General features: G+C 58.0%; 21 protein-coding genes. 10 read left to right on the forward strand and 11 right to left on the reverse strand.

Annotated elements, in window-relative coordinates; genetic code table 11:
- Positions 1 to 102 precede the first annotated feature (102 nt).
- From trkA to L1A08_RS18875, 4 genes are all read left to right on the forward strand, one after another.
- Positions 103 to 1446 carry a Trk system potassium transporter TrkA gene (gene trkA, locus L1A08_RS18860; protein WP_238758080.1) on the forward strand — a complete coding sequence of 448 codons (1344 nt, stop codon included), beginning with the start codon at positions 103 to 105 and terminating at the stop codon, positions 1444 to 1446.
- Positions 1447 to 1486: 40 nt separating this feature from the next.
- Positions 1487 to 1699 carry a sulfur carrier protein ThiS gene (gene thiS, locus L1A08_RS18865; protein ID WP_238758081.1) on the forward strand — a complete coding sequence of 71 codons (213 nt, stop codon included), beginning with the start codon at positions 1487 to 1489 and terminating at the stop codon, positions 1697 to 1699.
- A 68-nt stretch (positions 1700 to 1767) separates the two neighbouring features.
- Positions 1768 to 2592: a thiazole synthase gene (locus tag L1A08_RS18870; protein ID WP_238758082.1), complete on the forward strand. Its 825-nt coding sequence runs from the start codon at positions 1768 to 1770 to the stop codon at positions 2590 to 2592.
- 550 nt (positions 2593 to 3142) lie between these two features.
- Positions 3143 to 3976 (forward strand): thioredoxin family protein, encoded by an 834-nt coding sequence (locus tag L1A08_RS18875; RefSeq protein WP_238758083.1) that lies wholly within the window; start codon positions 3143 to 3145, stop codon positions 3974 to 3976.
- Positions 3977 to 4140: 164 nt separating this feature from the next.
- Here the strand turns inward: L1A08_RS18875 and trpD are convergent, their stop codons facing one another.
- The 4 genes from trpD to L1A08_RS18895 all read right to left on the reverse strand — a co-directional run bounded on the left by trpD (position 4141) and on the right by L1A08_RS18895 (position 8774).
- On the reverse strand, positions 4141 to 5166 hold the full coding sequence (trpD, locus tag L1A08_RS18880) for an anthranilate phosphoribosyltransferase (protein ID WP_238758084.1): 1026 nt from the start codon (positions 5164 to 5166) through the stop codon (positions 4141 to 4143).
- Positions 5167 to 5238: 72 nt separating this feature from the next.
- Positions 5239 to 5955, reverse strand: a complete 717-nt coding sequence (nth, locus tag L1A08_RS18885) for an endonuclease III (RefSeq protein ID WP_238758085.1) — start codon at positions 5953 to 5955, stop codon at positions 5239 to 5241.
- Between the two features lie 73 nt (positions 5956 to 6028).
- Positions 6029 to 7792: a 30S ribosomal protein S1 gene (gene rpsA, locus L1A08_RS18890; RefSeq protein WP_238758086.1), complete on the reverse strand. Its 1764-nt coding sequence runs from the start codon at positions 7790 to 7792 to the stop codon at positions 6029 to 6031.
- Between the two features lie 256 nt (positions 7793 to 8048).
- The gene (locus tag L1A08_RS18895) at positions 8049 to 8774 is read right to left on the reverse strand and encodes a YggS family pyridoxal phosphate-dependent enzyme (RefSeq protein ID WP_238758087.1); all 726 of its coding nucleotides are present in this window, start codon (positions 8772 to 8774) and stop codon (positions 8049 to 8051) included.
- A gap of 194 nt (positions 8775 to 8968) precedes the next feature.
- Between L1A08_RS18895 and L1A08_RS18900 the strand changes: the two genes are divergently transcribed.
- Positions 8969 to 9916 carry a ribose-phosphate diphosphokinase gene (locus L1A08_RS18900; RefSeq protein WP_238758088.1) on the forward strand — a complete coding sequence of 316 codons (948 nt, stop codon included), beginning with the start codon at positions 8969 to 8971 and terminating at the stop codon, positions 9914 to 9916.
- Between the two features lie 78 nt (positions 9917 to 9994).
- A complete protein-coding gene (locus L1A08_RS18905) occupies positions 9995 to 11530 on the forward strand; it encodes an AI-2E family transporter (RefSeq protein WP_238758089.1) in 1536 nt (511 codons plus the stop codon).
- A gap of 11 nt (positions 11531 to 11541) precedes the next feature.
- On the opposite strand, the gene L1A08_RS18910 is transcribed toward L1A08_RS18905, so the two are convergent.
- Positions 11542 to 11745, reverse strand: coding sequence for a CDGSH iron-sulfur domain-containing protein (locus L1A08_RS18910; protein WP_238758090.1), 204 nt, complete (start codon positions 11743 to 11745; stop codon positions 11542 to 11544).
- Between the two features lie 147 nt (positions 11746 to 11892).
- Between L1A08_RS18910 and L1A08_RS18915 the strand changes: the two genes are divergently transcribed.
- A complete protein-coding gene (locus tag L1A08_RS18915) occupies positions 11893 to 12621 on the forward strand; it encodes an RsmE family RNA methyltransferase (RefSeq protein WP_238758091.1) in 729 nt (242 codons plus the stop codon).
- A 354-nt stretch (positions 12622 to 12975) separates the two neighbouring features.
- Here the strand turns inward: L1A08_RS18915 and L1A08_RS18920 are convergent, their stop codons facing one another.
- Entirely contained in the window at positions 12976 to 13317 is a 342-nt protein-coding gene (locus L1A08_RS18920; RefSeq protein ID WP_238758092.1) for a hypothetical protein, read from the reverse strand.
- Between the two features lie 254 nt (positions 13318 to 13571).
- A complete protein-coding gene (locus L1A08_RS18925; RefSeq protein WP_238758093.1) occupies positions 13572 to 17231 on the reverse strand; it encodes a [protein-PII] uridylyltransferase family protein in 3660 nt (1219 codons plus the stop codon).
- A gap of 784 nt (positions 17232 to 18015) precedes the next feature.
- On the opposite strand from L1A08_RS18925, the gene L1A08_RS18930 reads away from it, so the two are divergent.
- Positions 18016 to 18699 (forward strand): hypothetical protein, encoded by a 684-nt coding sequence (locus L1A08_RS18930; protein WP_238758094.1) that lies wholly within the window; start codon positions 18016 to 18018, stop codon positions 18697 to 18699.
- A gap of 405 nt (positions 18700 to 19104) precedes the next feature.
- Positions 19105 to 20784, forward strand: a complete 1680-nt coding sequence (locus tag L1A08_RS18935; protein WP_238758095.1) for a hypothetical protein — start codon at positions 19105 to 19107, stop codon at positions 20782 to 20784.
- A gap of 72 nt (positions 20785 to 20856) precedes the next feature.
- On the opposite strand, the gene L1A08_RS18940 is transcribed toward L1A08_RS18935, so the two are convergent.
- The gene (locus L1A08_RS18940) at positions 20857 to 21183 is read right to left on the reverse strand and encodes a hypothetical protein (protein WP_238758096.1); all 327 of its coding nucleotides are present in this window, start codon (positions 21181 to 21183) and stop codon (positions 20857 to 20859) included.
- Positions 21184 to 21551: 368 nt separating this feature from the next.
- Entirely contained in the window at positions 21552 to 22547 is a 996-nt protein-coding gene (gene hemB, locus L1A08_RS18945) for a porphobilinogen synthase (RefSeq protein ID WP_238758097.1), read from the reverse strand.
- 175 nt (positions 22548 to 22722) lie between these two features.
- On the opposite strand from hemB, the gene L1A08_RS18950 reads away from it, so the two are divergent.
- A complete protein-coding gene (locus L1A08_RS18950) occupies positions 22723 to 23064 on the forward strand; it encodes a hypothetical protein (RefSeq protein ID WP_238758098.1) in 342 nt (113 codons plus the stop codon).
- Positions 23065 to 23075: 11 nt separating this feature from the next.
- Here L1A08_RS18950 and L1A08_RS18955 read toward each other — a convergent pair whose 3' ends face one another.
- Together L1A08_RS18955 and L1A08_RS18960 are read right to left on the reverse strand one after the other, a co-directional pair.
- Entirely contained in the window at positions 23076 to 25037 is a 1962-nt protein-coding gene (locus L1A08_RS18955) for an ArnT family glycosyltransferase (protein ID WP_238758099.1), read from the reverse strand.
- 228 nt (positions 25038 to 25265) lie between these two features.
- Complete coding sequence (locus L1A08_RS18960; protein ID WP_238758100.1) at positions 25266 to 25673, reverse strand: Hsp20/alpha crystallin family protein; 408 nt, start codon at positions 25671 to 25673, stop codon at positions 25266 to 25268.
- Between the last annotated feature and the right edge of the window lie 17 nt (positions 25674 to 25690).

Consider the following 25690-nt stretch of genomic DNA (forward strand, 5'->3'; position numbering starts at 1 on the left):
GTGACCGGGTGGGCGTTCGACGGCGAATAATTTGTTAAGCCGGGGAATGATCACTAAACTGCGGCTGGAGTGCAAACGTCACTCGCAGAACGGGATAGGAATATGAACGTCGTCATTCTTGGAGCAGGCACCGTTGGGACCTCGATTGCCCAACTGCTGTGCGAAAACGGGCACAACGTCCGCCTGGTGGACTTTTCAGCCGAAGCTCTGGAGCGATCGGGGGAAGATCTCGATATCCAGACCATTGTCGGCTCGGCCTGTGACGCCGTGACTCTGTTCCAGGCGGATGTGCTCAATGCCGATCTCTGCCTCGCGGTGACCAGCAACGATGAAGTGAATCTCGTGGGCGCCTCGCTTTGTAAGGCCATGGGAGCCAAACGCAGCATCTCCCGTATCTTTGAGCCGCGCTATCTTGATTACAGCACCTTCGATTATCGTCGTCATTTCGCGATCGACAATCTCCTGTCGCTGGAACAACTGACTGCTCTCGAACTCGCGAAAACAATTCGGGCGAACGGTTTGTTCACGCTGGAGAGCTTTGCCCGGGGTGGCATTGAGATTCAGGAAGTCGAAGTTCAGGCCGGTTCCAAAGTGATCGGACAGTCGCTCCGGGCGATCCGGATGCCCGCCAATGTTCGTATCGGGCTGGTGACGAGCGGCAAACGTTCCTTCATTCCGCACGCCGATGATGCCTTCGCGGAAGGAGACCGGATTACACTGGTCGGAGAGCGAACCGAGATCCGGGGCGTGATGAAGCTCTTCCAGATCAAGGCTCCTCCGCATCTGGATATCATTATCGCCGGCGGCGGCAAGGTCGGATTCTATCTGGCCAAGTCGCTGGAGCGTGAACGATATCGAGTGACCATTATGGAGGTCGATGAGGAGCGGTGCCACGAACTCGCCCGGCAGTTGCCCGAAGCGACGATTCTGCACGCCAATGCGACCAGTCAGGCAGAAATGCGGGAAGCCCGCGTCGGAAAAGCCGATGTGTTCATCGCTTCGACCGGACGCGATGAGGACAACATCATCTGCGGGGTTGAAGCCCGGGAACTCGGCACGGGGCGAATCCTGAGCGTAGTTCGTCGTCCCGACTACGTGAACGTTCTGGAGAAGCTGCAGATCGATTTCGCGGTCAGTCCCCGACTTGTGATGGCTCGACAGATCCTGGGGATGGTCTCGGGAGGACCGATTCTGGCAGCCGAAGAAACGGCCGATGGCGAGGTCCTGATCTGGGAAGTCGAAGTTCAGCCCAACTCGCCGGTCACGCGAATTCCGCTCAAAGAACTTTCGCTCTCGCAGACCCTGATCGCCGCGATTGTTCGCGATGATTATGTGCGAGTGCCAACCGCCGAAGACGTATTGAAGTCGCACGATTCGGCGGTCGTTCTGGTGAACCGGCAACTGACTTCAGAGGCCATCAAACTGTTCATGACAACCAAAGACTGACAAGTTGACTTTCGCACCCGCTGCGACGAAGAATTACCCCATGCCTGACACGATTGAAATCACACTGAACGGGGAACAGCGGTCCGTTTCCGACGGAAGCTCGATCGCGGATCTGCTCCAGGAACTCAACCACGATTCCCGCTATCTGGCGGTGGAATGCAATCGTGAACTCGTGCCGCGTCGACAACACTCCGAATGTCGGCTACAACCCGGAGATGTGGTGGAGATTGTAACGCTGGTCGGTGGCGGCTGATGCGCCCTTCTTCTCCCTCGATTGCCTGAACTCAAATCCCCTCCGCTCTCGCCTAACGAAACAGAATCATGTCCGATGCCACCTTTGCAGACCAGCCGCTTCAGGTTGGCAGCCATACATTCGCTTCCCGTCTGATTGTCGGAACCGGGAAGTATGAAACCTTCGATCTAATGAAAGACTGCCTCGAACTTTCCGGGGCGGAAGTGATCACCGTGGCGGTGCGGCGAGAGCGGCTGATTGATGCCCAGGGACGCAATATCCTCGATTACATCGATCTGAGCCGCTACACGATTCTGCCGAATACCGCCGGCTGCTTTAACGCCGAAGACGCGGTGCGGGTGGCCCGGCTGGGACGGGAGATCCTCGAGGGACTGGAAAACCCGGGAGCCGACTGGGTGAAACTCGAAGTCCTGGGCGATACGAAAACACTGCTCCCGGACCCCGTGGCGACACTGCAGGCGACCGAGCAACTGGTAGCCGATGGATTCCAGGTGCTGGTCTATACGACCGACGATCCCATCACCGCTCGGCGGCTCAAAGACGCGGGAGCGAGTTCGGTGATGCCGGCAGGGAGTCCCATCGGCAGCGGACAGGGCATTCTGAATCCGAACAACATTCGCATCTGTCTGGAGTATCTCAAGGAAAACGATCCCGATTACCCCGTCATCGTCGATGCGGGCGTCGGAACAGCCAGCGACGTCTGTCAGGCGATGGAACTGGGGGTCGATGGCGTCCTTCTCAATACGGGGATCGCTGGCGCTCGAGATGCCCGTCGGATGGCCACGGCCATGAAACTGGCCTGCCTGGCCGGTCGCGCCGCCAGTGGAGCCGGTCGGATTCCGCGTAAGCTCTACGCGACCGCGTCCAGTCCCGAGCAGGGAACCATCACCTGATTCTCGCAGTCACCGGGCGCATCATTTTCACTCCCCACAGTGTCCCCCCAAAAAGTCCTCCCAGGGGCCTCGTTTGGCCCGCCGCCCAATTTCAGAATTTTGGCTCCGCACCGGCCTTTGGGCTTTCTGTGGAACCTCTCTGTTCACTATTATTCGTAGTTTATCTATAGTCTCGAATTTGACGATTATATCGGGGTTTCTCCCGTTTCCCCTCGAGGCAGAACGCGGAGGCTGTTACAAGTAACGCCCTTAGATGGATTTCAGGGAGTCCCTGGTTGACGCAAAGCCCCTGGATTGACGCGACGTGGAGCCGATGGCCGGGAGCCTCGCCCGATCGGTTGAAGTCGCAGTACTGAAAAAGTCGTGAGTTACGTGTTGTAGCTCACAGAATTTGAGCTGAAGGCCTGCAATAGTTCCTGCGATTCGAACTCACGCCGTTCTGGGAACGCGAATGCCGCAAGGCACGAATCATGCTCGAGATCACATTGGAGATTTTCCGACAGGCGGAGCGCAGCTCAAAGCCTGTTTTTCAGGAGACGAAGGAGAAACGATGCTGCAAATGTTACCACGGATTGCAAAAGTTACGGCAACGCTGGCGATTGTCTGTGCACTCGGTTCGGTCGCACAGGCCGGTTCTTTGAAATGGGAATCGGATTACGAAAAAGCGCGCAAGCAGGCTCAGGCTGAAGGCAAGCCGATGCTGGCGATGTTCACCGCATCCTGGTGCGGACCCTGTCAGCGAATGAAGAGCTCCACCCTGTCGGACAGTCGGGTTGAGCGGCAACTCGCAGAGAATTTCATCCCGGTGATGATCGACACGGACGCCAATCCCCGTCTGACGCGGAAATTCGGCGTGACCGCCATGCCGACGATCGCCGTGATTGATCCGGTTTCGGAAGATGCCGAGAAGTCCCGCGGTTACCAGGGCACCAGTGAGTTTCTGTCCTTCATGGACCGCAACAAGATGGACATCCAGTTGGCATCAGCGACCATGCCGGTTGTCGAGAAGGGCAACGGCGAAACGCTGACCAGCTACTGTCTCGTCAGCGCCGTTGAGGAAGGCAAGCTGGTCATCGGCGAGAAAGACATCACCGCGACTCATGAAGGATTCGTCGTTCGTTTTGCTTCGGAAGAAAACAAGAAGCAGTTCGACGCCAATCCCGCGAAATACTGGCCCCAGATTGCAGGCAACTGCCCGGTTCATCTTGCTGAAACCGGCAATCTGGTTCGCGGCGAAGTTCGCTGGGTGATCAAGTTCGACGACAAGCTCTACATGTGTGATTCCGAATCGCACGCCGACGAATTCCTGCGGTCGCCAGCCAAGTTCATCGATGCCGTCCGAACCCGTCTCGGCTCCACCGAAACCGAAGGCGTCCGTCGCTAGAGCATTTTCTGCTTCCACTCTCAACGAACGGTCTGCCCGGTCATCTCAAATTGGGCGGATTGACTCACGAAAACAGGCGAACCCGCGATTGCAGGTTCGCCTGTTTTTCGTTGATTGAAGGCGGGGCCAGGGGAGATGTTGTTCCCCCGGCGCGGTCCTGACTCCTACTGACATCCAGCCGTGAACTCACGAAGCTGTTCGAGCTTCTGTCGGGCGGCTCCGGAGTCGATGGCTTCGGAAACTCTCTTCACCCCCTCCTGAAGCGATGTTGCTCGCCCGGTCGTCCACAGTCCGGCGGCGGCGTTGGCGATCGCCAGATTACGGGCAGGGCCCGCGTTGCCGTCCAGAACCCCGCGAATGATCATCGCTGATTCCTGAGCGGTAGCGACACGAACGTCTTCCACCTGACAACGAGGCAAACCGAAGTCCTCCGGCGTCCACTGCTGCTTCGTGACGGAATCGTTTTCCACGAGAAAGACGTGCGTCGGACCCCAGAGGCAGACTTCGTCGAGTTCATCGTTTCCGCAGACGACCGCCGTTCGAGTCGTACCCAGCCGGCTCAACGCATGGGCCAGCTTCTCCGCCCAGGAAATACGGATCGTTCCAAGCAGCTGGAACTCCGCATGAGCGGGATTTGTCAGGGGGCCGAGCAGATTGAAAATTGTCCGCGTCTTCATCGCTTTGCGAATCGGAACGACGTGCTTCATTGCCTGATGCAACAATGGCGCGAAACAGAAGCCAATGCCGACCTCGTCGATGCAGCGATCGACCTGCTCCGGCGTCAGCTGAATCGTGACGCCGAGTTGTTCCAGGACGTCCGCGCTGCCGCTGGTGCTCGAAACGGAACGATTGCCATGCTTCGCTACCGGCATCCCAGCCGAGGCGCACAGGATGGCGGCCACGGTGCTGATGTTGAATGTATGCAGTCCATCCCCTCCCGTGCCGCACGTATCGAGCAGACCGGCTCCCGATTCCCGAATCGGGGTGCATTTTTCCCGCATTACGCGGGCGGCTCCAGCGATCTCGGCGACATCCTCCCCACGGTAAGCCAGTACCGCCAGCAGCGCCGCGACCGGGATGGGATCACTGCGTCCTTCCATCAATTCGCTGACGACGCCTCGCATCTCCTCTTCGGATAAAGTCGCGCCGGCCATCACATCCTTCAGAGCCGTGTGCAGAGAGTCGTCCATCAGCAGAATCCAGGTACGTGAGTGTCGTTGAACGTGAAGCGGTGCGCCGTCAAAAGCGAATCCGCATTATGACTACTCATCCAGTGGGGGCAACCCGACGCGGGGACAGACATCGAGCAGCGGACATTCCCGGCACTTCGGACGCCGGGCAATGCAGATCCTCCGCCCATGATGAATGAGCCGGTGTGAGAAACCGATCCACTCCTCTTCCGGCAACAGCTTGATCAGGTCCTGTTCGATCTTCTCAGGCTGTTTTGCGGTTGTGAGTCCCAGCAACTGCGAGATCCGCCGCACATGAGTATCGACAACCACGCCGGTCGGGAGGTTGAACCACGTGCCCAGAACGACGTTGGCCGTCTTTCTTCCAACTCCCGGCAGCGCGACCAGTTCGTCGAGTGTGTCCGGGACTTCTCCGCCGTGCCGCTCCATCAACCCGTTCGCCATGCCGAGCAGGTTGGTGGCTTTGGAGCGAAAGAAGCCGAGCGGGCGGATGATCTCTTCAACGTCTTCCTGTTTCGCAGCCGCCAGCTTGCGGGCGTTGGGATACTTTTTGAAGAGCAGCGGCGTCGACTGGTTGACGCGGGCATCCGTGCATTGAGCGGACAGGATGGTGGCGACGAGCAATTCGTACGGATTGCTGTGGATCAGTGCGCATTCCGCGACCGGATAAGTCTTATGCAGGCGTTCCAGGATCTCGGAAACGGTTTCCGGGGCAACCTTCCGTTTCCGGGATCCAGTTCGCTTCTTCGCAGGCATGGCAAAAGTGGAGTGCAGCGAGAGCCCTGTCAATGAGTGACTTCAGGGGATGCTCGCTGCTACGCACTCACCTGCCGTGAAACCGGGCCCGTGTCCCGGACCTTACTTAGCTGAAGTCGCCGGGATTTCCGAACAGACCGCCGCCGGTCCCTTCGCTGATCCCACCCTTGAGAGTTTCGCGACGCTTGGCGGCTTCTTCGCGACGCCGCCGGTCTTCAACAGCATCCGCTTCGCGGCGCGCCTGCTCTTCCGGCGACATCTGCGGCTTGGCCATGTTGGCTTTCAACGACAGGGAGATTCGCTTCTTGTTCTTGTTGACTTCAAGAACCTTGGCTTCCACTTCCTGTCCGACGGACACAACTTCAGAAACGCGGCCGACCCGTTTGTGATCCAGTTCGCTGATATGAATCAGACCTTCAAGTCCCGGCTCGATTTCAACAAAAGCGCCGAAGTCTGCCAGTTTCTTGACCGTGCCTGTGACCACAGTGCTTTTTGGATACTTCTGGTCGGCGTATTCCCAGGGATTGGCCTGGAGCTGTTTCATGCCGAGGCTGATCTTCTTCTTCTCGCGATCGATATTGAGCACTTTGACTTCGACCTGCTCGCCTTCCTTAACGACGTCGGAAGGATGATTCACCCGAGTCCAGCTCAGCTCGCGGACATGCAGCAGGCCATCGACGCCACCGATATCGACGAAGGCGCCGTAGTCCTTGACTGACTTCACGGTGCCGGTTCGCTGCTCGCCGACTGTGAGGGAATCCCAGATCTCAGCGGCGTTCTGTTCCTGTTCTTCCTGCAGCAGCGCCTTGCGGCTGACGACCAGATTGCGCTTCTTGGGGTTCACATCGATGACGCGAACGGTCAGCTTCTGACCGACGAAGGGCTCCAGGTCCGAAACGAAGTGGGTATCGACCTGACCGGCCGGCATGAACCCTCGCAACTGGCTGACCATCACCGACAGCCCGCCTTTGTTCGTTTTTTCAACGGTGCATTCGACCGTTTGTCCAACCGCCAGAGCGTTCCAGTCTCCGCCGGCCCGGTGTACGGAGCGAGGCAGGATGAGATGGATCACGCCTTCGTTCGCATCAACCGACTCGACCATGACCTCGATCTCGCTGCCGACTTCGGGAACAGCATCCCCTTCAGCGAGATGACGGCGACCCAGAATTCCAGACGACCGAAAACCGAGTTCAACGACAATCTGCTCTTCGTCGACGGATTCAACCGTTCCCGTGAGCCTGGTTCCTGGTTCGAGTTCGGAGGGATCACGCGGCAGGCCGGAGGCCTGGGCATCGGCTGATCCACCCTGGCCGGAATCCGAAGAAGCTCCACCCATGGCGGCTTCAATCTGAGATTCCAGGTCAACATCGAGATCCAGTTCGTCGGCTCGAGGAATCGCAACGGGTTCCCGGCTCGGAGCGGACTGAGCGGAAGCGGGCTGTGAAGCCACGGGGGCTGCTCCCTCTTCAGCGGGCTGGTTGGTATCCATGGTCTTGGGAGCGGAAGGAGCGATCGAAGGGATCGCCTTCGCGCTCTCCGCATTGACCTGCGGATTCAACTGAACCTTTCGTTCGGGCGCGGGAGTGGACTCAGCGGCTGCTGAATCCGACGCGGCTGGTGGCTCCGCTGTAGACGGGGCCGCCGTTGGAGCTTCTGTTGCCGCTTCCGCGGGAACAGGAGTCTCCGCCGCTGGTGCATCCGGGGGAGTGGCTTGCTCCTCCTCCGTCTTCGTCGACGAAACACCTGTCTGGGCGGGCGACGCGGTGCCCTCGACGGCAGGCGTCGTGGGATCGGTCTGTCCCGCGGTGTTTTCTGTGACGTCCTGTTTCGTACCCGATTCGCCGTTCAACGCTTGATCGTCCAAACTCATGACTTCTCTGCACTGACTCAGGTCAGCATTAAAAAGGAATTGACTTGCTCGTCCCGGGGACGAATTCGCAGCAGTTCAGTCGGCACCATCGCGGCCGACGCTGGGACAGATTCTAACACGCGCTTAAATCGGGCGAAAAGCATAGGAACTAAAATCCCCAATGGTTTTCAGAAATCGCTGATTGATAAATTAGCGAATCTTCACGACAAAAATGTCCGATTTTGGCCTTCGCACCGACTCATTCCCGTCGGACGACTCACTCCGACTCGAGCCCTTCAAAGAGGCTCGAACCGATACGGATAAGGGTGGAACCTTCCTCAATGGCGATTTCGAAATCGCCCGACATCCCCATCGAGAGCTCGTTCAGAACTTCCGGAGTGTTAAGGCGGAGCCGGGCTTCGTCGCGCAGCTGACGCAATCCGCGAAACGTATTTCGCACGACGACCTCATCGTCTGTATAAGGTGCCATCGTCATCAGACCAGCGACCGTTGTGTGGTGAAGGTCGCCGAGTCTGCTGCAGTTTTCGAGGAAATCTGCGGGAGCCATTCCGCTCTTCTGTTCTTCGCCAGCCACGTTGATCTGCACCAGCACGGAGGCCCGCGTCGAAAGCTGACCGGCGATGTCGTCAATGCGTTCGAGCAGTCTCCAGCTGTTAATGGAGTGAATGAATGCTCCGGTCTCGAGAACATGGCGAACTTTGTTCCGCTGCAGATGCCCGATGAGATGCCAGCGGAGATCGTCGTGAGCGGCGAGGAGTTCTTTTCGTTGAGCCATCTGTTGCGGGCGGCTTTCGCCGAGATCCCGGCAGCCGCGATTCAGCAACGCGGCGATCCAGTCCATTTCGGCGTATTTGGTTACCGCGACCAGCTGCGGAGCGGGGCCATCGAGTGTGCGGCGCTGGAGGGCGGCCTGCATCTGCTGATGGACGCGGTCCAGGTTCCGGCTGACAATCTGTTCAATCTCTGCTTGCGACAAACTCATGGACGATTCGTGAATGGCCCGCTCCTCTCGGAAAGAATCCCTGCCGGAGAGGCTGAAAGCGGGGGATCCCTATATGATTTGTGAGCTGACTTGAAAAAAACAGGGTCCGGGAAAAGAATTGGGGTTCGCAGTCCGCCAGTCGGACTATCGCTTCTCTGACACGGGCCCGCTCTGCGGAAAGACATCGCAAACTAATGTACGATCAACTCAGTCTGATGAGCGGACGGGCAAATCCTGCTCTCGCACAGGAAATTGCCAGTTACCTCGGCGTCGAACTCGCAGCGGTGTCAATCGGCAACTTTCCGGACATGGAACTGTCGGTCCGTCTGGAGCAGAACATTCGCGGCCGGGATGTCTTTATCCTGCAGCCAACCAGCCCGCCCGTCAATGATCATCTGATGGAACTGTTGATCCTGATCGACGCCTGCAAGCGGGCCAGTGCGGAACGGATCACCTGCGTCGTGCCATATTTCGGCTACGCTCGGCAGGATCGCAAAGATGCCGGCCGCGTGCCCATTACCGCCAAGCTGGTGGCGAACCTGATTACCAAAGCGGGAGCAGACCGCGTGCTCACCGTCGATCTGCATGCCGCTCAGATTCAGGGGTTCTTCGATGTTCCCGTCGACCACCTGTATGCCGCCCCGGTGATTGACCAGTACTTTCAGTCGCTGGAACTCTCTCCGGATCAACTTGTGGTGATGAGTCCTGATGAAGGCAGCATCAAGCGGGCCCTGAAGCATGTCGACCGCATTGGCGGCTCGCTGGTGATCGTCGACAAGCGGCGATCGAACGCGATGGAGACCCGTCAGGCGAATCTGATCGGTGGTCCCATCGAAGGCAAGACGGTCGTCATCTTCGACGATATGATCGCGACGGCCGGATCGATCTGCGGGGCCGCCCGAATTGCGATGCAGCACGGAGCCCGTGACGTCTTTGTGAGCGCGACGCACGGCGTCCTGTGTGGCCCGGCTCCGCAGAAGCTGGCTGAAGCCCAGGTTCGGGAGATTGTCGTGACAAACAGTATTGCCCTGAAGCCGGAACAGAAACTTCCGAACGTGAAGACGATTTCCATCGCTCCACTGCTGGGGGAAGCGATTCGCAGAATTCACCGCAACGAATCTGTGAGCTACCTATTTTCCTGATACGGACAGCACGCTGTTGACGAATGACCGCCGGCACAGAGGACCGGTTTCCGTATCAAGAGTTTCAGGACGAAAGAGATGACTGTGGACGAAGGTTCCCCGAAGCCGGACTTGAGGAGTTCGCCATTCATTAACGCCATCATGATCGCTGCTGCGGTGGTCGTGGTGATTGGCGGAATTCACCTCGCCCGGGCGATCGTCATTCCGTTTTTGCTCGCCATTTTCATCGGCGTGATTATCTCGGCCATTCTCGAATGGCTTCGCCAGCGGGATATTAATACGGGAGCCGCCATCTTCCTGATGATGGTTTTCATGGCCGTCTCGTCGCTGGTGGTGATCTCCGTCGTGGCGACCTCGGCGAATGAACTGGTGAGCCGACTGCCGGAATTGAACTCGCAGATCAATAAGGCCGAAGAGAAGGTCGTCGACTGGCTGGAGGCCCGCGGCTTCAAGGTCCAGCAGCAGGACAATGACCGGCCGGCGAGTCAATCGCTGGAGATATCGGTTCCGGGGCTCGTTCCACTTCCTGAGATGTCGAGTGGAGCCGCGCCATCGCCGGAAGGAACCTCGCTGCTCCCTCCTCCAGATGGAACAAGTGCACCCTCAATCCCGACCGAATCGGGGCTGGTCGCCCCGGAAGCGACTTCGACGTTGCCGCAGGCAGAAATGCTGATCGACCCGGATGAGGCGATCGAGAGTGCTGACGGCCCGGGTGACCGGTCTGATCCGACGAAAGAATCTTCGGATGGACTCGGAGATATGCTCAGACCTGGCCGATTGGATCGCGATGATCCCAGTGTCAGCGAGCCAATTGTGGTAGAGTCGCAGCCGTCCGGTCCGCTGGGAATTCCCGGCTACATGTTCGGCGAGCAGCGGCACGTCATTGAATTTCATCCATCCTCGGGACGAAGCACGTCGACCCGTAACGAGGGAGTTCTCAATGTCCTCTCGCCGGTGCAGATCTTCCGTTCGTTTCTTGAGAGCGTGATGGGCATGCTCAACTACACGTTGATCGTGCTTTTGATGCTGCTGTTCCTGCTCTTTGAATGGTCCCGTTTCGGCAAGAAGCTCGAAGCACTTCCCGGCGACTCTCAGCTTTCCATGGCTCAGGTGGCCGCGGTCCTGGCCGCGATCCGCAAATACATGCTCATCAAAACCATCGTGAGTGTGATGACGGGTTTGCTGATCGGCTTCGGGCTGATGCTGCTCGGCACCGATTACGCCGCATTGTGGGGAGTGATTGCGTTTCTGTTCAATTACATTCCCACAATCGGTTCGATCATCGCGGGGATCGTGCCGGTGCTCTATGTTCTGGTCGATCAGGATCCCTGGGCCGCCAGTTATGTCGCGGCTGTGTTCCTGTCGGTGAACTTTGTGATCGGCAACGTGCTTGAGCCGCGGATCATGGGAGAAGGACTCGGTCTTTCGACGTTCGTCGTCTTTCTCTCCCTGATCTTCTGGGGCTGGGTGCTTGGCCCGGCCGGGATGTTGCTGGCCGTTCCCCTGACCATGGTGGTGAAGATCGTGCTCGCCAGTGATGAACGCACACGATGGTTTGCTCTGCTGCTGGGGTCCGGCACCGATATCGATTCCGTGTCGCATATCACCCGTTAGCGGGGAACGTCTCAGGCGCGGTTCTCGGCTTTGAATTCACAAGCCTTGTGGCTGCCGTCGCAGAAAGGACTGTTCTTCGAGGCGCTGCAGCGGCAGAGTGCGATATTGGTTTTCCCCTGCAGATCGATGGCGTTCCCGGCTCCGTCGACGAGCTTGATGTCGCCATTAATCAGAATCGGGCCGTTATCGCGGAGAGTGACAGTCACTTCAGACATCTTGGAGCCTTCGCTAGAGTGAGAGTTATCTGGCTGCCGACGGATCTTCCGTCAAGGTTCGACCGCAAGTATGGGCGATGTCGGGGGCGATGACAACTTCGCGGCCCGTGCCCGTCAGTCTTATGTCTTCAGGAAACAAGATCGGTCATGTCGACCCGCTTTTACTGCCCGCCCCCCTGGCCGTCTGTCGTGGAAGTGACGGGGACGGAAGCGCATCATCTGCTGCATGTGATGCGGCTGAAACCGGGTGAGGAGGTGGAAGTCTTCGATGGCCTGGGCCACTCCAGTGTCGGCACCATCGAGGAGACGGATCGGAAGTCGGCTCGCGTGCGGCTGGTGTCCGGCAGCGAACGTGAAGATACGGTGCCGAACCGGCCCCTGCTCCTGGCCACGGCGATTCCAAAGGGAGATCGCTTTCGGTGGCTGGTCGAGAAATGTACGGAACTCGGTGTCGATGAAATTCTTCCGCTCGACACCACGCGATCGGTTGTTTCCCCGCGCGAGTCGAAGATCGACAAACATCGGCAGTATGTTCTGGAAGCCTGCAAGCAGTCGGGGCGCAACCGGTCGCTCGAACTTCACGAGATGCAAGATTTTGAGACCCTCTGCGGAACCGTGGTAGCCGGCCAGTTGTGCCTGATCGGCACCGTCTCGGACCAGCCCGCAACCGTCCCCGAGCTTCATCAGTTGCTGACTGAGACGACCGGACCTGTACTGCTCGTCGTTGGCCCGGAAGGAGGATGGACCGATGAAGAACTCGAACTGGCGTGCCAGTCAGGGATGCGACCGTGCCATCTTCCCGGGCATGTCCTGCGAACCGAAACCGCCGGCGTGGCCCTTGCTGCGTGCCTGAAGATGCTTCTGCCCCCGCACTGATCGCGGTTCAACACCGAAGTCTCCGTCATCCTCAGCCAGTGACACAGACTTTCCTGTCTGTGGACGTCACTCTCCGTCGGTGGCTCGGGGTAGCTGTGATAGCTTTGCTCACGGCGGCGAAGCCGTGGGAGGCCGCCGTTTGGCGAGGGTGAGAATTCACCGCTGCTTCCTCTTTTTCCTTAGATGAAGTCGCTCACCAACAAGCCGGGGCCAACTCCATTCTCCGACGGCTTCGCCGCCCGAAAGAATCTTTCGGGGCCATCCTGTCGGCTGAGCACTCCTTCAGCAGGCGCATGAAAAAACGCAGTGAACCACGGTGGTTCACTGCGCTTCTGTTTTTGCAGCCGGTGGAAATTACTTCGTGGCCGGCAGCTTGTTCTCCTTCAGCAGGTCGCCGAAAGTCTTGCCCGAGACAGCGCTCGGCTTGGCTTCGACGTCCTTCAGGGCCTTCTTGATCTGATCAACGTCTTTGGAGTTCTTGGCATTCAGAACCATGCCGTAGGCCATGCCGTAGTGGTTCTTATCCTTCTTGCTCTTGCCTTCGTGGCAGACGTTGCACTTCTGCTCGTCGAGGCCAGCGACATCCGGATACATATCTTTGAACTCAGCGTAGTACTTAGGACGTGCTTCTGCAGTTGAGAGGGCGAACGTTGCACACAGTGCGACACAGCCCAGGCTCAGAATCGCTTTCTTCATTTGGTCATCTCCCAGTTTTACATTCCAGACGTACGACGCTTCCGTGACGCGATGGTGCGTCCTCCACGATGCCAGTTTCGAGAAACGTCGTATTTCTCCCACATTAAAAAGCACTGATACGGGCAAGTCAACCGAGGCCTGAAATGGCAATCGACAAATTGTGAACAATTTACAATCATTCGTATCACGCTTCGCATCGGACTGAGACGGGCGAATTCCATGCCAGATCGCGATAGGATGCAGAAGCCGCGTGGTCATTCTTTCCCGTTCTGGTCGAGCAGGGAAGTCATTTCCAGGACTGTGCTCATCACAAGTTGCAATTCGCTCTGCAGATCGTCGCTGCGACCGGCATAACCCATTCGTCTTGCCAGATAATCAAATTCATCGGTTCCCGGGCTCGGAACCGTGAGCTCTCCTGCGTTTCCGCGGACCATTCTGAGCGCATCGATCAGATTTCGTAAAAAGCGGTAGCAATCCCGCAGCTGGATTCGCTGTTCGGACGTCAGCACTCCGACCGCTTCCAGCTGCCGCAATGCTTCGCGAGTATTTGTCGTCCGCAGGCTCGGATGCTGGAAACCGTGGCTGATCTGCAGTCCCTGCACCAGATATTCGCAGTCGACGAGTCCGCCGGGACTCAGTTTGGCGTTGATCGTTCCCGGCTGAACCAGTTGTCGGACCTGCTTTTCCCGCATGCCACGCATCGCGGTGACATCGAATGGCTGTCCGGTATAGACGAGCCGGTCGCGAAGAGCGACGACCGTTTCGGCGAACGTGTCGAAGCCAGCAATGGGCCTCAGCTTTACCAGCGACTGTCGTTCATAGGGCCAGGCCGGGCCTTCCGGGCCGAAGTAGTTCTCGAAGGCTTCCAGGGAAACAGCCAGGCTGCCTGCGTTTCCGTAAGGACGGAGCCGGAGATCGATCTCGAAGATACCGTCGCTTTTGGCCCGGATCATCGAACGGAAGTCCTTCACGAGCCGCGAGTAGAACTCCACGGCCGTGATCGAGCTGACGCCGTTCGTCACGCCCTTGTCTTCGAAGATAAACATCAGCTCGATGTCGGAAGCAAATCCCAATTCACGTCCGCCCCCTTTTCCCAGAGCCGCCGCACAATAACGGCAGGGGCTCCCATCTGGCAGCATCGGTTTGCCATGCTCGCGCGTCAGGTTGTTGTAGACGATCTCGACCGCCAGTCGGGTTACGACCTCCGCAATATCCGTCAGTTCGATCGAGAACTCGCCGAAGGTCGTGTTGTATTCCAGAATGTGCCGCATGTCGCTGCGGACCAGTTCGCGGTCCTTGAACGCATTGAGGACTTCGATTTGCTGATTGAGATCGTCAACGCCTTTGAGCTGTTTCCGCAGTTCCGCCTCGAGTTCGGCCTGGCTTTTGGAGATCTTGAGGCTGTCGATGTCGGTAACAACCGGGAAGAGGTTCGCGTACTGCAGTCGAAGAAAGTCTTCCCAGAGAAAATCGCTGACCCCCAGGACTTTGACCAGCGCGTCGAGAACGGAAGGGCGTTCCAGGGAAGATAGCTGATCGGCCCAGTCGGGCTGGTCGAACAGCTTTTCCAGCAGGTCACGGAAGTGGAGGAGAGCCGATTCCGGATTCGATGCGGTCGGCAAAATATGGGCGATGTGCTTGATCAGCACGATCACCGTCCGCAGCAGTTGCAGTTTGCCTTCGTCTTCAATTTTCTCACCGTCGAGCGACTGGACATACAGTCGGTCGCGGACACGTCCTTCCGCCGAGTCGACAATGACCCGGGTCAGCTGCACGCCGGACAGCGCCAGCCCGGTCGTCAGCCCATACAGAAAGCCTGGAACGTCTTCTCCAGAGATGTCGATCGCGGTCGACTTCTCATCGACGTCGTTGCGGATCTGCAATTCAACGGGCAACAGAGAGCGGCTCGGATTCGGCTTGTTTTCAAGAGCTTTCCCAACGCGGCGTGCCAGTGTGCCCTGTACATCGCGGATCTGACCGCGGTGCAGCATGTGACTGATCTCACGACATTCCGTCACGTACTTGTGCCAGACTTCTTCCCCGGTTTCCGGGTCGTTGGCTTCGACTTCGAGCACGGTCACGAATCGGCTGTGAGCATCGCGGTATTTCTCGCCGGAACTCTCCCGGGAGTATTCCGTCGGAAACAGTCCGGTGAAGACGTGGCCACGAACGATGTCAAATCCGTTGGCGAACAGCAATCCGCAGGTGACCGAGAACTGTCCGACCAAGTCCTTCCCCACGACGATCAGTCGCCAGCTTTTCTCCGACAGCCGATGCGTCGCGACCTGAATGAATTCGCCATTCGGCAACTTGTCGATCAGAGCGGCGTGCAGCTGGATTTCCGTTTCCGAGAAGGTCGAGGCGTAGTCCGGCTGGGCTTCCGCGACCAGTTCGAGCAGCGGGCGAGCCAATGCGACTTCGGTTTCGACATCGGCGTAGGGTTTCTCGAGGTACTTCTCGTAAATCCGGCGGATCGATGCCGAATGCCGTTCGTAATAAGAAGTGAAGGTATTCGGATCCGGGAAGTCGAGCTTGCGGGCCAGATAGGCCAGTTCGCGTGGCTCGCTCGGGATGTGGTGAATCTGTTTGTAGTGCGTCAGCTGCAACGCGTGTTCGATGGTGCGGAGAAAGACGTATCCATCGGACAGGTGTCGAAATTCGTCGACTTTGATCAGCTTGTGCTCGACCAGTCGAACCAGCCCGTCGAGGGTGTTGATACTGCGAACGGTCGGGTCTTCGCGGCCGGCAATCAACTGCAGATACTGCACGCAGAACTCGATATCGCGGATGGACCCCTTGCCGCCTTTGACTTCCCCGTAGCGGCGGCCCTGCTTCTGGAGCTCACGCTCAATGTTCTGCTTCATTTCCAGAACATTCTTGCGAATGTCTTCCGGATCGCTGTCAAAGACGATCGGCTCGATCCTCTTCAGGAATCGTTCGCCGGCTTCGAGATTCCCAGCGACCGGACGAGCTTTCAGCAGAGCCTGTTTTTCCCACAGCATCCCGTTCTTTTTCAGATAGACCTCATAGGCATCTTCAGAACAAACAAGCGCCCCGGATCGCCCCCAGGGACGAAGCCGCATGTCGACGCGGTAAAGAAACCCGTCGGCGGTCGCCTTGGTGATCGCTTCGATCAACGTCTGTCCCAGTGGCCAGTAACGGGCGGCATCGTCCAGTGCGACGAACACCAGATCGATATCGGAACTGTAGTTGATTTCCTCCCCGCCAAGTTTGCCGAACGCCAGAACGACGAAGTCATCTGTCGGCAGGTCTTCTTTCTCGGCGGCAAACTTCAGGCAGATCTGCACGAGTGCGTCGGCAAGCAGCGACAACTGCAGCGTAATGCTCTTGAAATCCATCAGCCCAAAGGAGTCGCAGGCCCCGATGCGAAGCAATTCCCAATGCTGATAGTGACGCAGGGCGGCAATGCGCCCGTAGAAATCGGTTTCATTGCGGGCGTAGTTTTTCGCTTCTTCGTAGAAGTCGGATCGGCTCTTGAAATCGGCCAGTCGTTTATGGTTCGTCAGATCTTCCAGATAGCTCGGATTGCGCAGCAGAATCTCGGTGAGAAACTGGCTGCCGACGAACAGTCGCATCAGGATTTCAACGGCTCGCGGATTGGCCGCCAGAAAGTTGAGCAGCTCGGCTCGGTCGCCGTACCGCTGCAGATACCGTTCGAAGTTCAGCAGAGACTGATCCGGATTGGCGGACTCCGAGAGCGAATAGAGAAAGTTGTTGAAGCACGATTCGAGGGTGCGCTTCTGCTCGTCATTCTCGCAGATCTTGAGCATTCGCGCGCAGGCGGTCGGGATCTCGGTGAAGCCGATCTCCTTGAGAATTACTTCCCGCTGCTTCGTCGGATCTTTTCCGAACAGGAGCAGTTCGGCCGGATTGCCTTCCCAGGATTCGTTCACAACTACGCTTTCGTCTGGATGATTTTTTTCGATCGATGAATCAGCTCGGTCTCAGTGCCGCGACCGGTCCAGTCCCGGAGTTCTTCGCTGGGGACATTCGATCGAATTGCTTCCCGGGCTCGGGCGCAAGGACTGTCAATCTTACAAGCGATTGTAGCAATTGCAGAAATCAGCGGCAGTGAGGTCAGCGATTCAGCGACCTGACCACCTGCGTGAACGAGTTCGCGGCAGTTTTGGGCCTTCCAGCTGGTGCGGACGGTTCCTCCGCGCGGATATGCAGGGGCTTCCCAGGTCTCCGCTGTTTCCAGGGTTTTCTAACCGGATCATTAACGCCTCCGAGTTTCTGCAAACCGGTCTGCGACGGGGCCAATTCTCAGCGACCGGCAATCGGGGTGCTAGATTTGAGTGTGTCCATCACTCCGTTCGGTGTCACCCACGACCTGAGCCGCCTGCGATGCAGGACGAATGCCGAACGGCGGGACGCACTCTTCGACAATGACGTTTGAAACGAATGTTCCGCCAATGCGATGTCGAGTCGGAGAGTCGAGCTTTGTCTCCGCAGTTCACGATTCCGAATCCGCTCTCCTGAAAAACATGTTCTAGGTTTGGAGAGAGTGGAAAGCCACCTGAGCGTGGCGACGACCCGACTCGGGTCGCGAGCGAATCTGAATTGCGTGCAGAGAGCTCACACAGGATTGGAGGGAACGTGCTCGGGCGTTCCCCCGGAAGGCCGAAATCGTCGGCTCTTCTGAAGTTTGACTGGGCGTTGAAAGAACGGATCAAAATGGGATTCCTCAAGCGAATTATCAAAAGCACTCATCGTGACGGTGCCCTGGCTTCGCAGAAAAGCAGCTTTGATCACCTGACCGAAGAGCAGTTGGAACACCATCTCAGCATCTCCCGCTACGGGAGTTTCAAGCTGACCGATGCCGTTCGTCCGTCGTACAACCTCGACGTCGTGCCCAGTGCCGGCTACCGGAAGGACAAGTACTACGACAACGAAACCGGAGCCGAGATTCCCGTGCTGCTCGTCGCCCAGACCAGCGAGCGTTTGATGGACCTGTTCGTCGATCTGCTCGATCCGCTGGGTGAAGAAGTCGACCTGGTTCTGGAAACCAGCCATCAGCAGGCCGCGGGCGTGCACCGCGATCTTTACCGGGAGTCGATCGATGCCCCGGTGCTGAAGAGCATTCTCTGGGATCACGAAGAACTTCTTCTCAACGACGGTTGCGCCGGCATGGCCGTTCTCAACCCCCGCGTGCCTTACGAAGTCCAGTTCGATGAGCACAAGCTCATCATCGTCTACGGACAGGACCTGACTCCGTTCGAAGCGGTTCTGAGAGAACACGGCATCGACTGCCGTCGCGAACTGAAATTCATTACCGAAGCTGAACACGTTCACTCTTCCACGGCCGAATACGCCGAGGAGTTTGAACAGCTCTGTTATACGTTCGGGATTGAACGTTAACCACGCGGGGCATCGGCTCCGTGACAACTGAATGTGGCTCTTCCGGCAGGACGTTGGGAAGCCGACACTCGATTCGGTGCGATAACGCAAACTGCTCGTGGACGAGCAGAGTCGACCGGCTCGAACGATTTCCACTCAAGATGCGCATTGAGGCAATGCATCATGTTCGCACGCTACAACCGCAACAGGCGGCGGGAGCAATGCATTCGGGACGCCCAGCAGCAGAACGCTCTGCCTGCGGAGAGTGCCGATGTTCCCGCAGAGACGTCTTTTCCCGACGCTGATCACGATTCCTCCACGGAACTCGTTTCTCAGTCCGTCCAGGTAAAACCGTCCGCTCCGAAGCCGCGTCCGCAGCGAACGATGCCTCCTGCTCAAAAGCGCTCCAGAGCGAGCACCCGACCTATGTTTGCTGTCTTCCGCCACTTCCTGGCCGTCGCAATTCTCTGCGCCATCGGCTACGCCTACCAGAAGCACCAGATGATGAGTGCGCCGGCTGGCGACGACGCCGCAGATGCCTTCGATCCCTTCGCCGAATGGAATCAGTACGGCGACGCTCCCGGATTCGGATCCGGTTCCGACGCGATCCCGTTCAACAACGACGATCTGCCCGATCCGATCCCGTTTCCCGAGACGAACGCGAGAACGTTGCCGACGGATCTGGTCAGCCACGGACAAAACACCGCTCAGGATGTGTTAAACGGTCTGGCTCAGCCGCGAAATAATGAACGCCAGAGCCCCGGCGGATTTTCTCCCTTCGACAATCAGCCAGAGAACCTGGATTCCTCGCGCCGACCGAGTTCGAAGAAATCACTTTGGGATGAACCGGTCGTCCATCGCGAGAGCCAGTCGATTCCCAAGTTTCAGGAGAAGCAGCGACCCTCAACTGAAAAGCAGCCGGCGGCGTCCGCTACCAGGAAGAAGGGAGCCTTCTCCGCTTTCACCGAACAATTGACCGATCTTCTGCCGGGGGGAAGCGAGAAATCGAAGCCGGCAGGAGGTGAGAAAGTGACCCCGCCATCTCAGACGCCGAGTCGTCCGCCCGCTGCGGCCGAATTCTGGCGTCAGTTCACCCTCGGCAGCGGTCAGGATCGCACGGTCTGCGTAATTGATGAATCGGTCAGTCGCAATCCGCTGCTGCTCTCCGCGATCTTCACCGGTCTCCGCCGGGAATGGCTGGGAACAGACGGCAGTCGCACCCTCGAGATTCTGGTCGAACATCCCGAGGGGGGCATGGCCGGCCCCGAAAGTCGGCTGAGCGAATTGAATCCGACGCGAGTGGTCCGTGTTGTTCAGGGGAACGAAGATCGCGGCTGGATGCGGTTCTCTTCGGAAGAAGAGTCGATCGCCGCACTGGTTTCCGTTCCCGGAACCTATCGGGTCTCCTCGCTCTCCGACGTCAACGTCGCCGGAGCACGGCGTGAAGCAGGCTATCCGACCGTCGAGATTGAACTGCCGCAAAGCTCCCACGAAGGTCAGGCCGAGATGGCTCAGATCATGCACGCTGCCCTGATGGGGAACTGGACGCCCGGCTCTCTGACGTCCACGCCGCGAGTCAATAAGTCTCAGGTGAACGTGGCGGGCAAGTCCGAACCGGTTCCAGAGAAATCGGCTGACGGAGAAGCCTGGAATCCCTTCGAAGCGCTCACCGGGATTCCGAGCATGCTCCTGGAAATGGAAAAGCCGAAGATCGATCGCGAACAGGAACCGTCCGTCCCGATCCCGACTCCCGAGCCGGAGCGCGGAACGAAGCATGAGTTCGTCGAATCCCTGCCGACGCCTGGTGCTCCACGAGACGATGAACCCGTATTGCCAGCGCCTCGCGAAGGTCTGGATGGGTTTCGTTCGACCGACGAGTATCTGTCGAGTCTGTTGAGCGATCCGACGTCCCGAGTCATGGAGCATACGCAGCAGAACGTCGAGCAGATCCTTGATGAAACTCGAGCAGTTGCCCGCAAGGTCGGCACGGTCTCCAAGGTTGAAGTTCTGCAGCCGCCGCCGATTTTCCAGGACAAAGCCATGGTTCCGAAGGAGCCCTCGCCCTCGAACTTCTTCCGCCTGCCTCCTCCTCCCTCGGCGGAGTAGCAGTGCCACGGCGACAGAAAAAGCCCCGACCTTCGAAGAAGGCTGGGGCTTATCTGTTTTCAGCGTGTCGCTCTAATCTTTGTAGCCTTCGCTGACAGGTTCGTCGCAACCAATGTCGCACTGGTTGTTGTCGCATTCATCCATTGTGTCGTTGAATGCGGAACCGCGTGCGTAAGCTTTGTAGCCGTAGCCCATCGACTTCTTCGAGGAGAAACCGGAGTACATGTAGCTCTGGTTGAGGCTGCCCACGGCGTCGGCGACATCGTTCATTTCACTGACGACGGCGTGCTGGACTTCGCTGAGACCAACGATCAGTCCGAGAACGACCACGGTCGCGACCAGAATCAGTTCGGCGGAAACGATGAAACCTGCTTCATCGTTGAGAAGTTGTGTAAACATAGTTAGGTCCTTTGACCAGAAGTGCTCGAATCTTTCAACGTGATACTGAATGATTCTGCTTAAGCAGCATCGCGATTATCGCGATGAGTGTCGCGTGTCAGGCATCCCTGTCGGTCGCATCCACGACTCACTGACCACGACTCCTGCATTCCAGTCGCCGGTACCAGTTGTTGCAAGAAGGCAAGAAAAGCACAGGGGCAAAAAACCTGCGTTCGCTGCGTTGTGATTCCACGTCTGCGGACATGTTGCCCAAAGGCAACAACCGTGCAGCCGAAACGCTACAGGGATCAGGTCATCTCAAAGAAAAAAGGTGGCCCGTGCCGCCAGGCCGGGCCACCTCTGTTGAAACCGCCTCCCTGTCGGAGCCTTTACCTTTGTTCCCGCAGCAGCCGGGCGGCTTCCACGGCGAAGTAGGTCAGAATCCCGGACGCTCCGGCCCGTTTGAAGGCGACGAGGCTCTCCAGGATCGACTTTTCACGATCGAGCCAGCCGCGTTCGATCGCTCCCATGATCATCGCGTACTCCCCGCTCACCTGGTAAGCGAACGTCGGCACGTGGAACCGCTCATGGATTCTCCGCACGATGTCGAGATACGGCATGCCCGGCTTGACCATGATGTAGTCGGCTCCCTCGGCGATATCGAGTTCGACCTCGCGAAGGGCTTCGTCGGTATTGGCCGGATCCATCTGATAAGTCCGCTTGTCGCCCGACCCGAGATTGGATTTGGAACCGACCGCGTCGCGAAATGGTCCGTAGAACGCGGAGGCATACTTGGCGGCGTAAGACATGATCTGAACGTGTTCGAATCCCGCTTCGTCCAGTGCGATCCGAATTTCGCCGATGCGACCGTCCATCATATCGGAAGGCGCAATGATATCGCAGCCGGCCTGAGCCTGAACGACCGCCTGCTGGCAGAGCATGTGGACCGATTCATCGTTGACGACGTAGCCATCGCGAACCAGTCCGTCCTGGCCATGCGTGGTGTACGGATCGAGCGCAACATCGGCGACGATTCCGAGATCACGATTCAGCGACTTGATCTTCCGGATCGCGCTGCAGATCAGGTTGCTCTCATTCAGTGCTTCCTGTCCTTCGGGGGACTTCTTTTCCGAAGGTGTCGCGGGAAACAGAGCGATGGCCGGGATGCCCAGCTCCGCGGCTTCGCCGATGACGGATTCGAGTCGATCGAGTGAATTTCGATAAACACCTGGCATGGAATCGATCGGCACCTGTTGATCGGTCCCTTCACAGACGAACACGGGCCAGATCAAATCATCCACGGATAGATGATTCTCCCGAACCATGCGGCGGGACCAGTCGAACTGGCGGGGACGTCGGAGACGGGTTTGAGGGTATTCTGTCATGGCAGGATCTCGGATTCCGCAAAATTTGTCGTCAAGAGGGTCTCAGGGATTGTCCGGAATGCCGGGGCCGTCCACTGCGGATCGGCATTGAGAGTTCGCGGGTTTTTCATTATCGTAGAGTACGAACTAAATAAACGGGCTTGAAGAGTTTGCTAGTCAATTAACGAGGTTTGTCATGTCAATGTCTCGCGCCGAAGCCGTGGCCGAAATTCTGTGGGAACTGAAACGGGCCGATAAGCTTGGAACGTTCACGGAAATCGCTCATCGAGCCGGCTTTAACCCAGGTGCCAACGGCCGCACGATGCTGTCCTGCTTGAAACTGGTCCGCAAGGACTGGCCGCATCTGCAGTGGTTTCGGGCCATTGACGACGATTTGCGCATCAGCAAGGGAAGCGAACAGGAAGTTGCCCTGAAAGAATCCGGCTATCCGCTTGAGGAAACCGACGATCAGGAAACGCTTGTCCTGGCCAACCCGGAAGAAACTCTGCTGAACTGGTCGGCTGTCGAAGCCCAGTAATCGCCTCACGCTCATGGCTCAACGGCTTCTGCCGTGATGAGCTCGCGGAGTTCGCTTGTACGAACGTCGAATTGATAGAGCCTGCGCGCCGGGAAAAGTTCCCGTAGCTGCGGGCTCTCAAAACGATCCGCGAGCCGGTGTGCGCGAAGCACTGGCTCATCCAGCGTCGGTCCATTGATGACGTAGTCGATGTGCAGATCGTTCGGATCCGGAATAATGAAGACCACGGCTGGAGTTTCCGGAATTGTGGCGATCAGCTGATTGAAAGTGTCGTGCTTTTCCCGGGCGTAGCGGATTTCGCTGATGCCAGCGGACAGCGTCGACTGCCAGAATGGCTCGAACGTCGTATAGCTGATCAGCAGTCCGAGAGCCGGCAGTCCGAGCCACCAGGCCGACAGCCAGGGGCGATGCCACTTCCAGCTGTTGCGAATCACGATTTGTGTATCTCGCGCGAACATCAACGCCAGCAGCGGGGCTGCCTCGAAGACATAGTGCCAGTGCATAATGCCGTCGAACCAGTATGGCAGGTGCACAAGATGCAGTGAGAAGATCGCTGCGGGCACGAGCCACCATTCGGGACGATCGCGATGACCGATCCCGAGGAAGAAAAGCAGGGCAGCCAGCGTCGGCACAATGCCCAGCGTCCACTGACCCGTCGAGACTATCCGGTTCAATTCGTTCTGAAGGGCGCCGGAAAACGTGAGGTTCGTCGCCCACTGGTCGTAGTTCTCGACCACCGGCAACTCGACGCCGTCCGCAGCCTGTTCGGCGATCCATGCTTCCCCGCGGACGCGATTGTCGAAGCCATAGACGTGCCGCGGCGTGTAGTTCTGCGTGTACTGCTGATAGGGCGTGAGAAACGGATCGCCGGTTGTCGCCGCGTTGTAGGGCAGTAGCATCAACAGTCCGACGAGAAGCGGACCGCCCATCGCGGAAATCTGGATCAGTCGATGCTTCCCCGACCGCTGACGAAACTGCCCGGCGAGAAACCAGATCCCATACGGCAACCCAATTCCGAAGGCGGTCATTGGTCGACACCACATGGCGCAGGCCAGCCCGATTCCCGCAGCCATGGCATAGCTCCACTGCGGTTGGATGATGTTCCGGTGAAAGGCCCAGAGGAACAGGGCAAGGCCAATGAGGCCGGGGTGATGGGCCAGAAGCAAATTGCTGAAGAGCATCATGCCCGGCATCGCTGCGGTCAGAAGTCCTGCAATCAGGCAGGCACCGTTTCCAGCGAGATCACGAGCCAGGGCCGCGACGAGACCGGTGATGATTCCCTGAGCGACCGCATAGCCGAAATAGGGAATTCCGAACGCCAGAAACGGCGTCAACCAGAGTCCCGTCCCCGGGAAATAGCGGCTGACAAAATGGCCGGGTTGCAGATTCAGGACGTGAATCTGATCGAACAGTTCGGGAGCCGGTTCAAAGCGGGGATTGGTCATCCGGCCCTGCAGAAAGGTTTCCGCCTGAAACAGATAGCTGTATTCATCGTGGAAGGCAGGCGGCAGATCACCAAAGCGGGAGCCAACAGCCAGCGTGTTGAGGAAACCGAGCAAGCCCATCGCAGCCGGCAGAACCCAGCGACCTTTGTGGGGTGCGCGAGCAGCCAGTTCCCGCTCCCGAACTGTTCTGGTGAAAAACGTCCCGGCGTTCGCCCAGGCGAGAACTCCCCGGGGAGGCAACTCGAACTCCGGAACCCGCTTCATTCGCCAGACGAGCGGAAGCAAAATGAGCCAGAGGAAGAAGAGCGACGTCTCCCCACTGAAGTTGGCCATCCAGGCCGTCAACGGCTGCGGGCTGTTGAACGTCCGGTGATAATGCTGCCACTCAATGGGAAGTATCAGAAGCAGGAGCCCTAAGAGCGTGACTCCGGCCGCAATCATCAATCGCCGCGGAGTTCGCAGGACGTCGGAACGCGGACCCGGATGGGGCTTTTGGCGTTCCGGCGACTGGGACGGATCTGGCGACACGGAGGAGGAGCCTCATTCTACGGTCTGGATCACCTTCGGATGGACTCTGCCATACTTCGCAGGAAGATGCTCAAGCAGGTAGAATCATTGAACCATCGGTTATATCACAACGCCGCATGAGAAAAAGGATCCCCCATCAGAACCAGGGAGAATCTCCCGTTTTGACCGCGCAGCAAAAGAGCCCCCTGCCTGACGGGAGAGGGCTCTGCGAGCAAATCACTCCCTCGATCAGCCAGCATTAATCCGGACGCGAACCGGTTGAGCCTCCTGACGCTTGGGAAGAGTGACGGTCAGAACACCGTTCTTCACAGTTGCTTCGAGGGCGGTCGGATCGACTTCTTCCGGCAGGCGGAAGACCCGCTCGTAGAAGCGTTGATCCGATTCCCGATACACGTTCTCAAATCCTTCCGGAGTATACGGCTGGGTCGTGCCCCGGATCGTAAGAACTTTCTTCTCCACGGTGACTTCTGCGGTACTTTCATCAATACCCGGCATGTCCGCCTGCAGAAGATAAGCCTGATCCGTTTCGCGGATATCCGTCCGAGGCCGCGTCATGACCTGGTGTGTCGACTCCGGAATGTGCTGGACATCGCTGCTGGTTTCCTGAGGATCATTCACCTTTTGAAGTTCTGACATGTGACAAACTCCTTCAT

Origin of the sequence: Rubinisphaera margarita, from assembly GCF_022267515.1 — a bacterium.
GTDB lineage: Bacteria > Planctomycetota > Planctomycetia > Planctomycetales > Planctomycetaceae > Rubinisphaera > Rubinisphaera margarita.

Coding starts and splice junctions, on each gene's coding strand:
- L1A08_RS18910 (WP_238758090.1), bottom strand. CDS start 11,745: ATGTCTGAAGTGACTGTCACTCTCCGCGATAACGGCCCGATTCTGATT.
- L1A08_RS18915 (WP_238758091.1), top strand. CDS start 11,893: ATGTCGACCCGCTTTTACTGCCCGCCCCCCTGGCCGTCTGTCGTGGAA.
- L1A08_RS18875 (WP_238758083.1), top strand. CDS start 3,143: ATGCTGCAAATGTTACCACGGATTGCAAAAGTTACGGCAACGCTGGCG.
- L1A08_RS18870 (WP_238758082.1), top strand. CDS start 1,768: ATGTCCGATGCCACCTTTGCAGACCAGCCGCTTCAGGTTGGCAGCCAT.
- hemB (WP_238758097.1), bottom strand. CDS start 22,547: ATGACAGAATACCCTCAAACCCGTCTCCGACGTCCCCGCCAGTTCGAC.
- L1A08_RS18900 (WP_238758088.1), top strand. CDS start 8,969: ATGTACGATCAACTCAGTCTGATGAGCGGACGGGCAAATCCTGCTCTC.
- L1A08_RS18895 (WP_238758087.1), bottom strand. CDS start 8,774: ATGAGTTTGTCGCAAGCAGAGATTGAACAGATTGTCAGCCGGAACCTG.
- trkA (WP_238758080.1), top strand. CDS start 103: ATGAACGTCGTCATTCTTGGAGCAGGCACCGTTGGGACCTCGATTGCC.
- L1A08_RS18935 (WP_238758095.1), top strand. CDS start 19,105: ATGTTTGCTGTCTTCCGCCACTTCCTGGCCGTCGCAATTCTCTGCGCC.
- L1A08_RS18950 (WP_238758098.1), top strand. CDS start 22,723: ATGTCAATGTCTCGCGCCGAAGCCGTGGCCGAAATTCTGTGGGAACTG.
- L1A08_RS18920 (WP_238758092.1), bottom strand. CDS start 13,317: ATGAAGAAAGCGATTCTGAGCCTGGGCTGTGTCGCACTGTGTGCAACG.
- thiS (WP_238758081.1), top strand. CDS start 1,487: ATGCCTGACACGATTGAAATCACACTGAACGGGGAACAGCGGTCCGTT.
- L1A08_RS18940 (WP_238758096.1), bottom strand. CDS start 21,183: ATGTTTACACAACTTCTCAACGATGAAGCAGGTTTCATCGTTTCCGCC.
- L1A08_RS18930 (WP_238758094.1), top strand. CDS start 18,016: ATGGGATTCCTCAAGCGAATTATCAAAAGCACTCATCGTGACGGTGCC.
- rpsA (WP_238758086.1), bottom strand. CDS start 7,792: ATGAGTTTGGACGATCAAGCGTTGAACGGCGAATCGGGTACGAAACAG.
- L1A08_RS18960 (WP_238758100.1), bottom strand. CDS start 25,673: ATGTCAGAACTTCAAAAGGTGAATGATCCTCAGGAAACCAGCAGCGAT.
- trpD (WP_238758084.1), bottom strand. CDS start 5,166: ATGGACGACTCTCTGCACACGGCTCTGAAGGATGTGATGGCCGGCGCG.
- L1A08_RS18905 (WP_238758089.1), top strand. CDS start 9,995: ATGACTGTGGACGAAGGTTCCCCGAAGCCGGACTTGAGGAGTTCGCCA.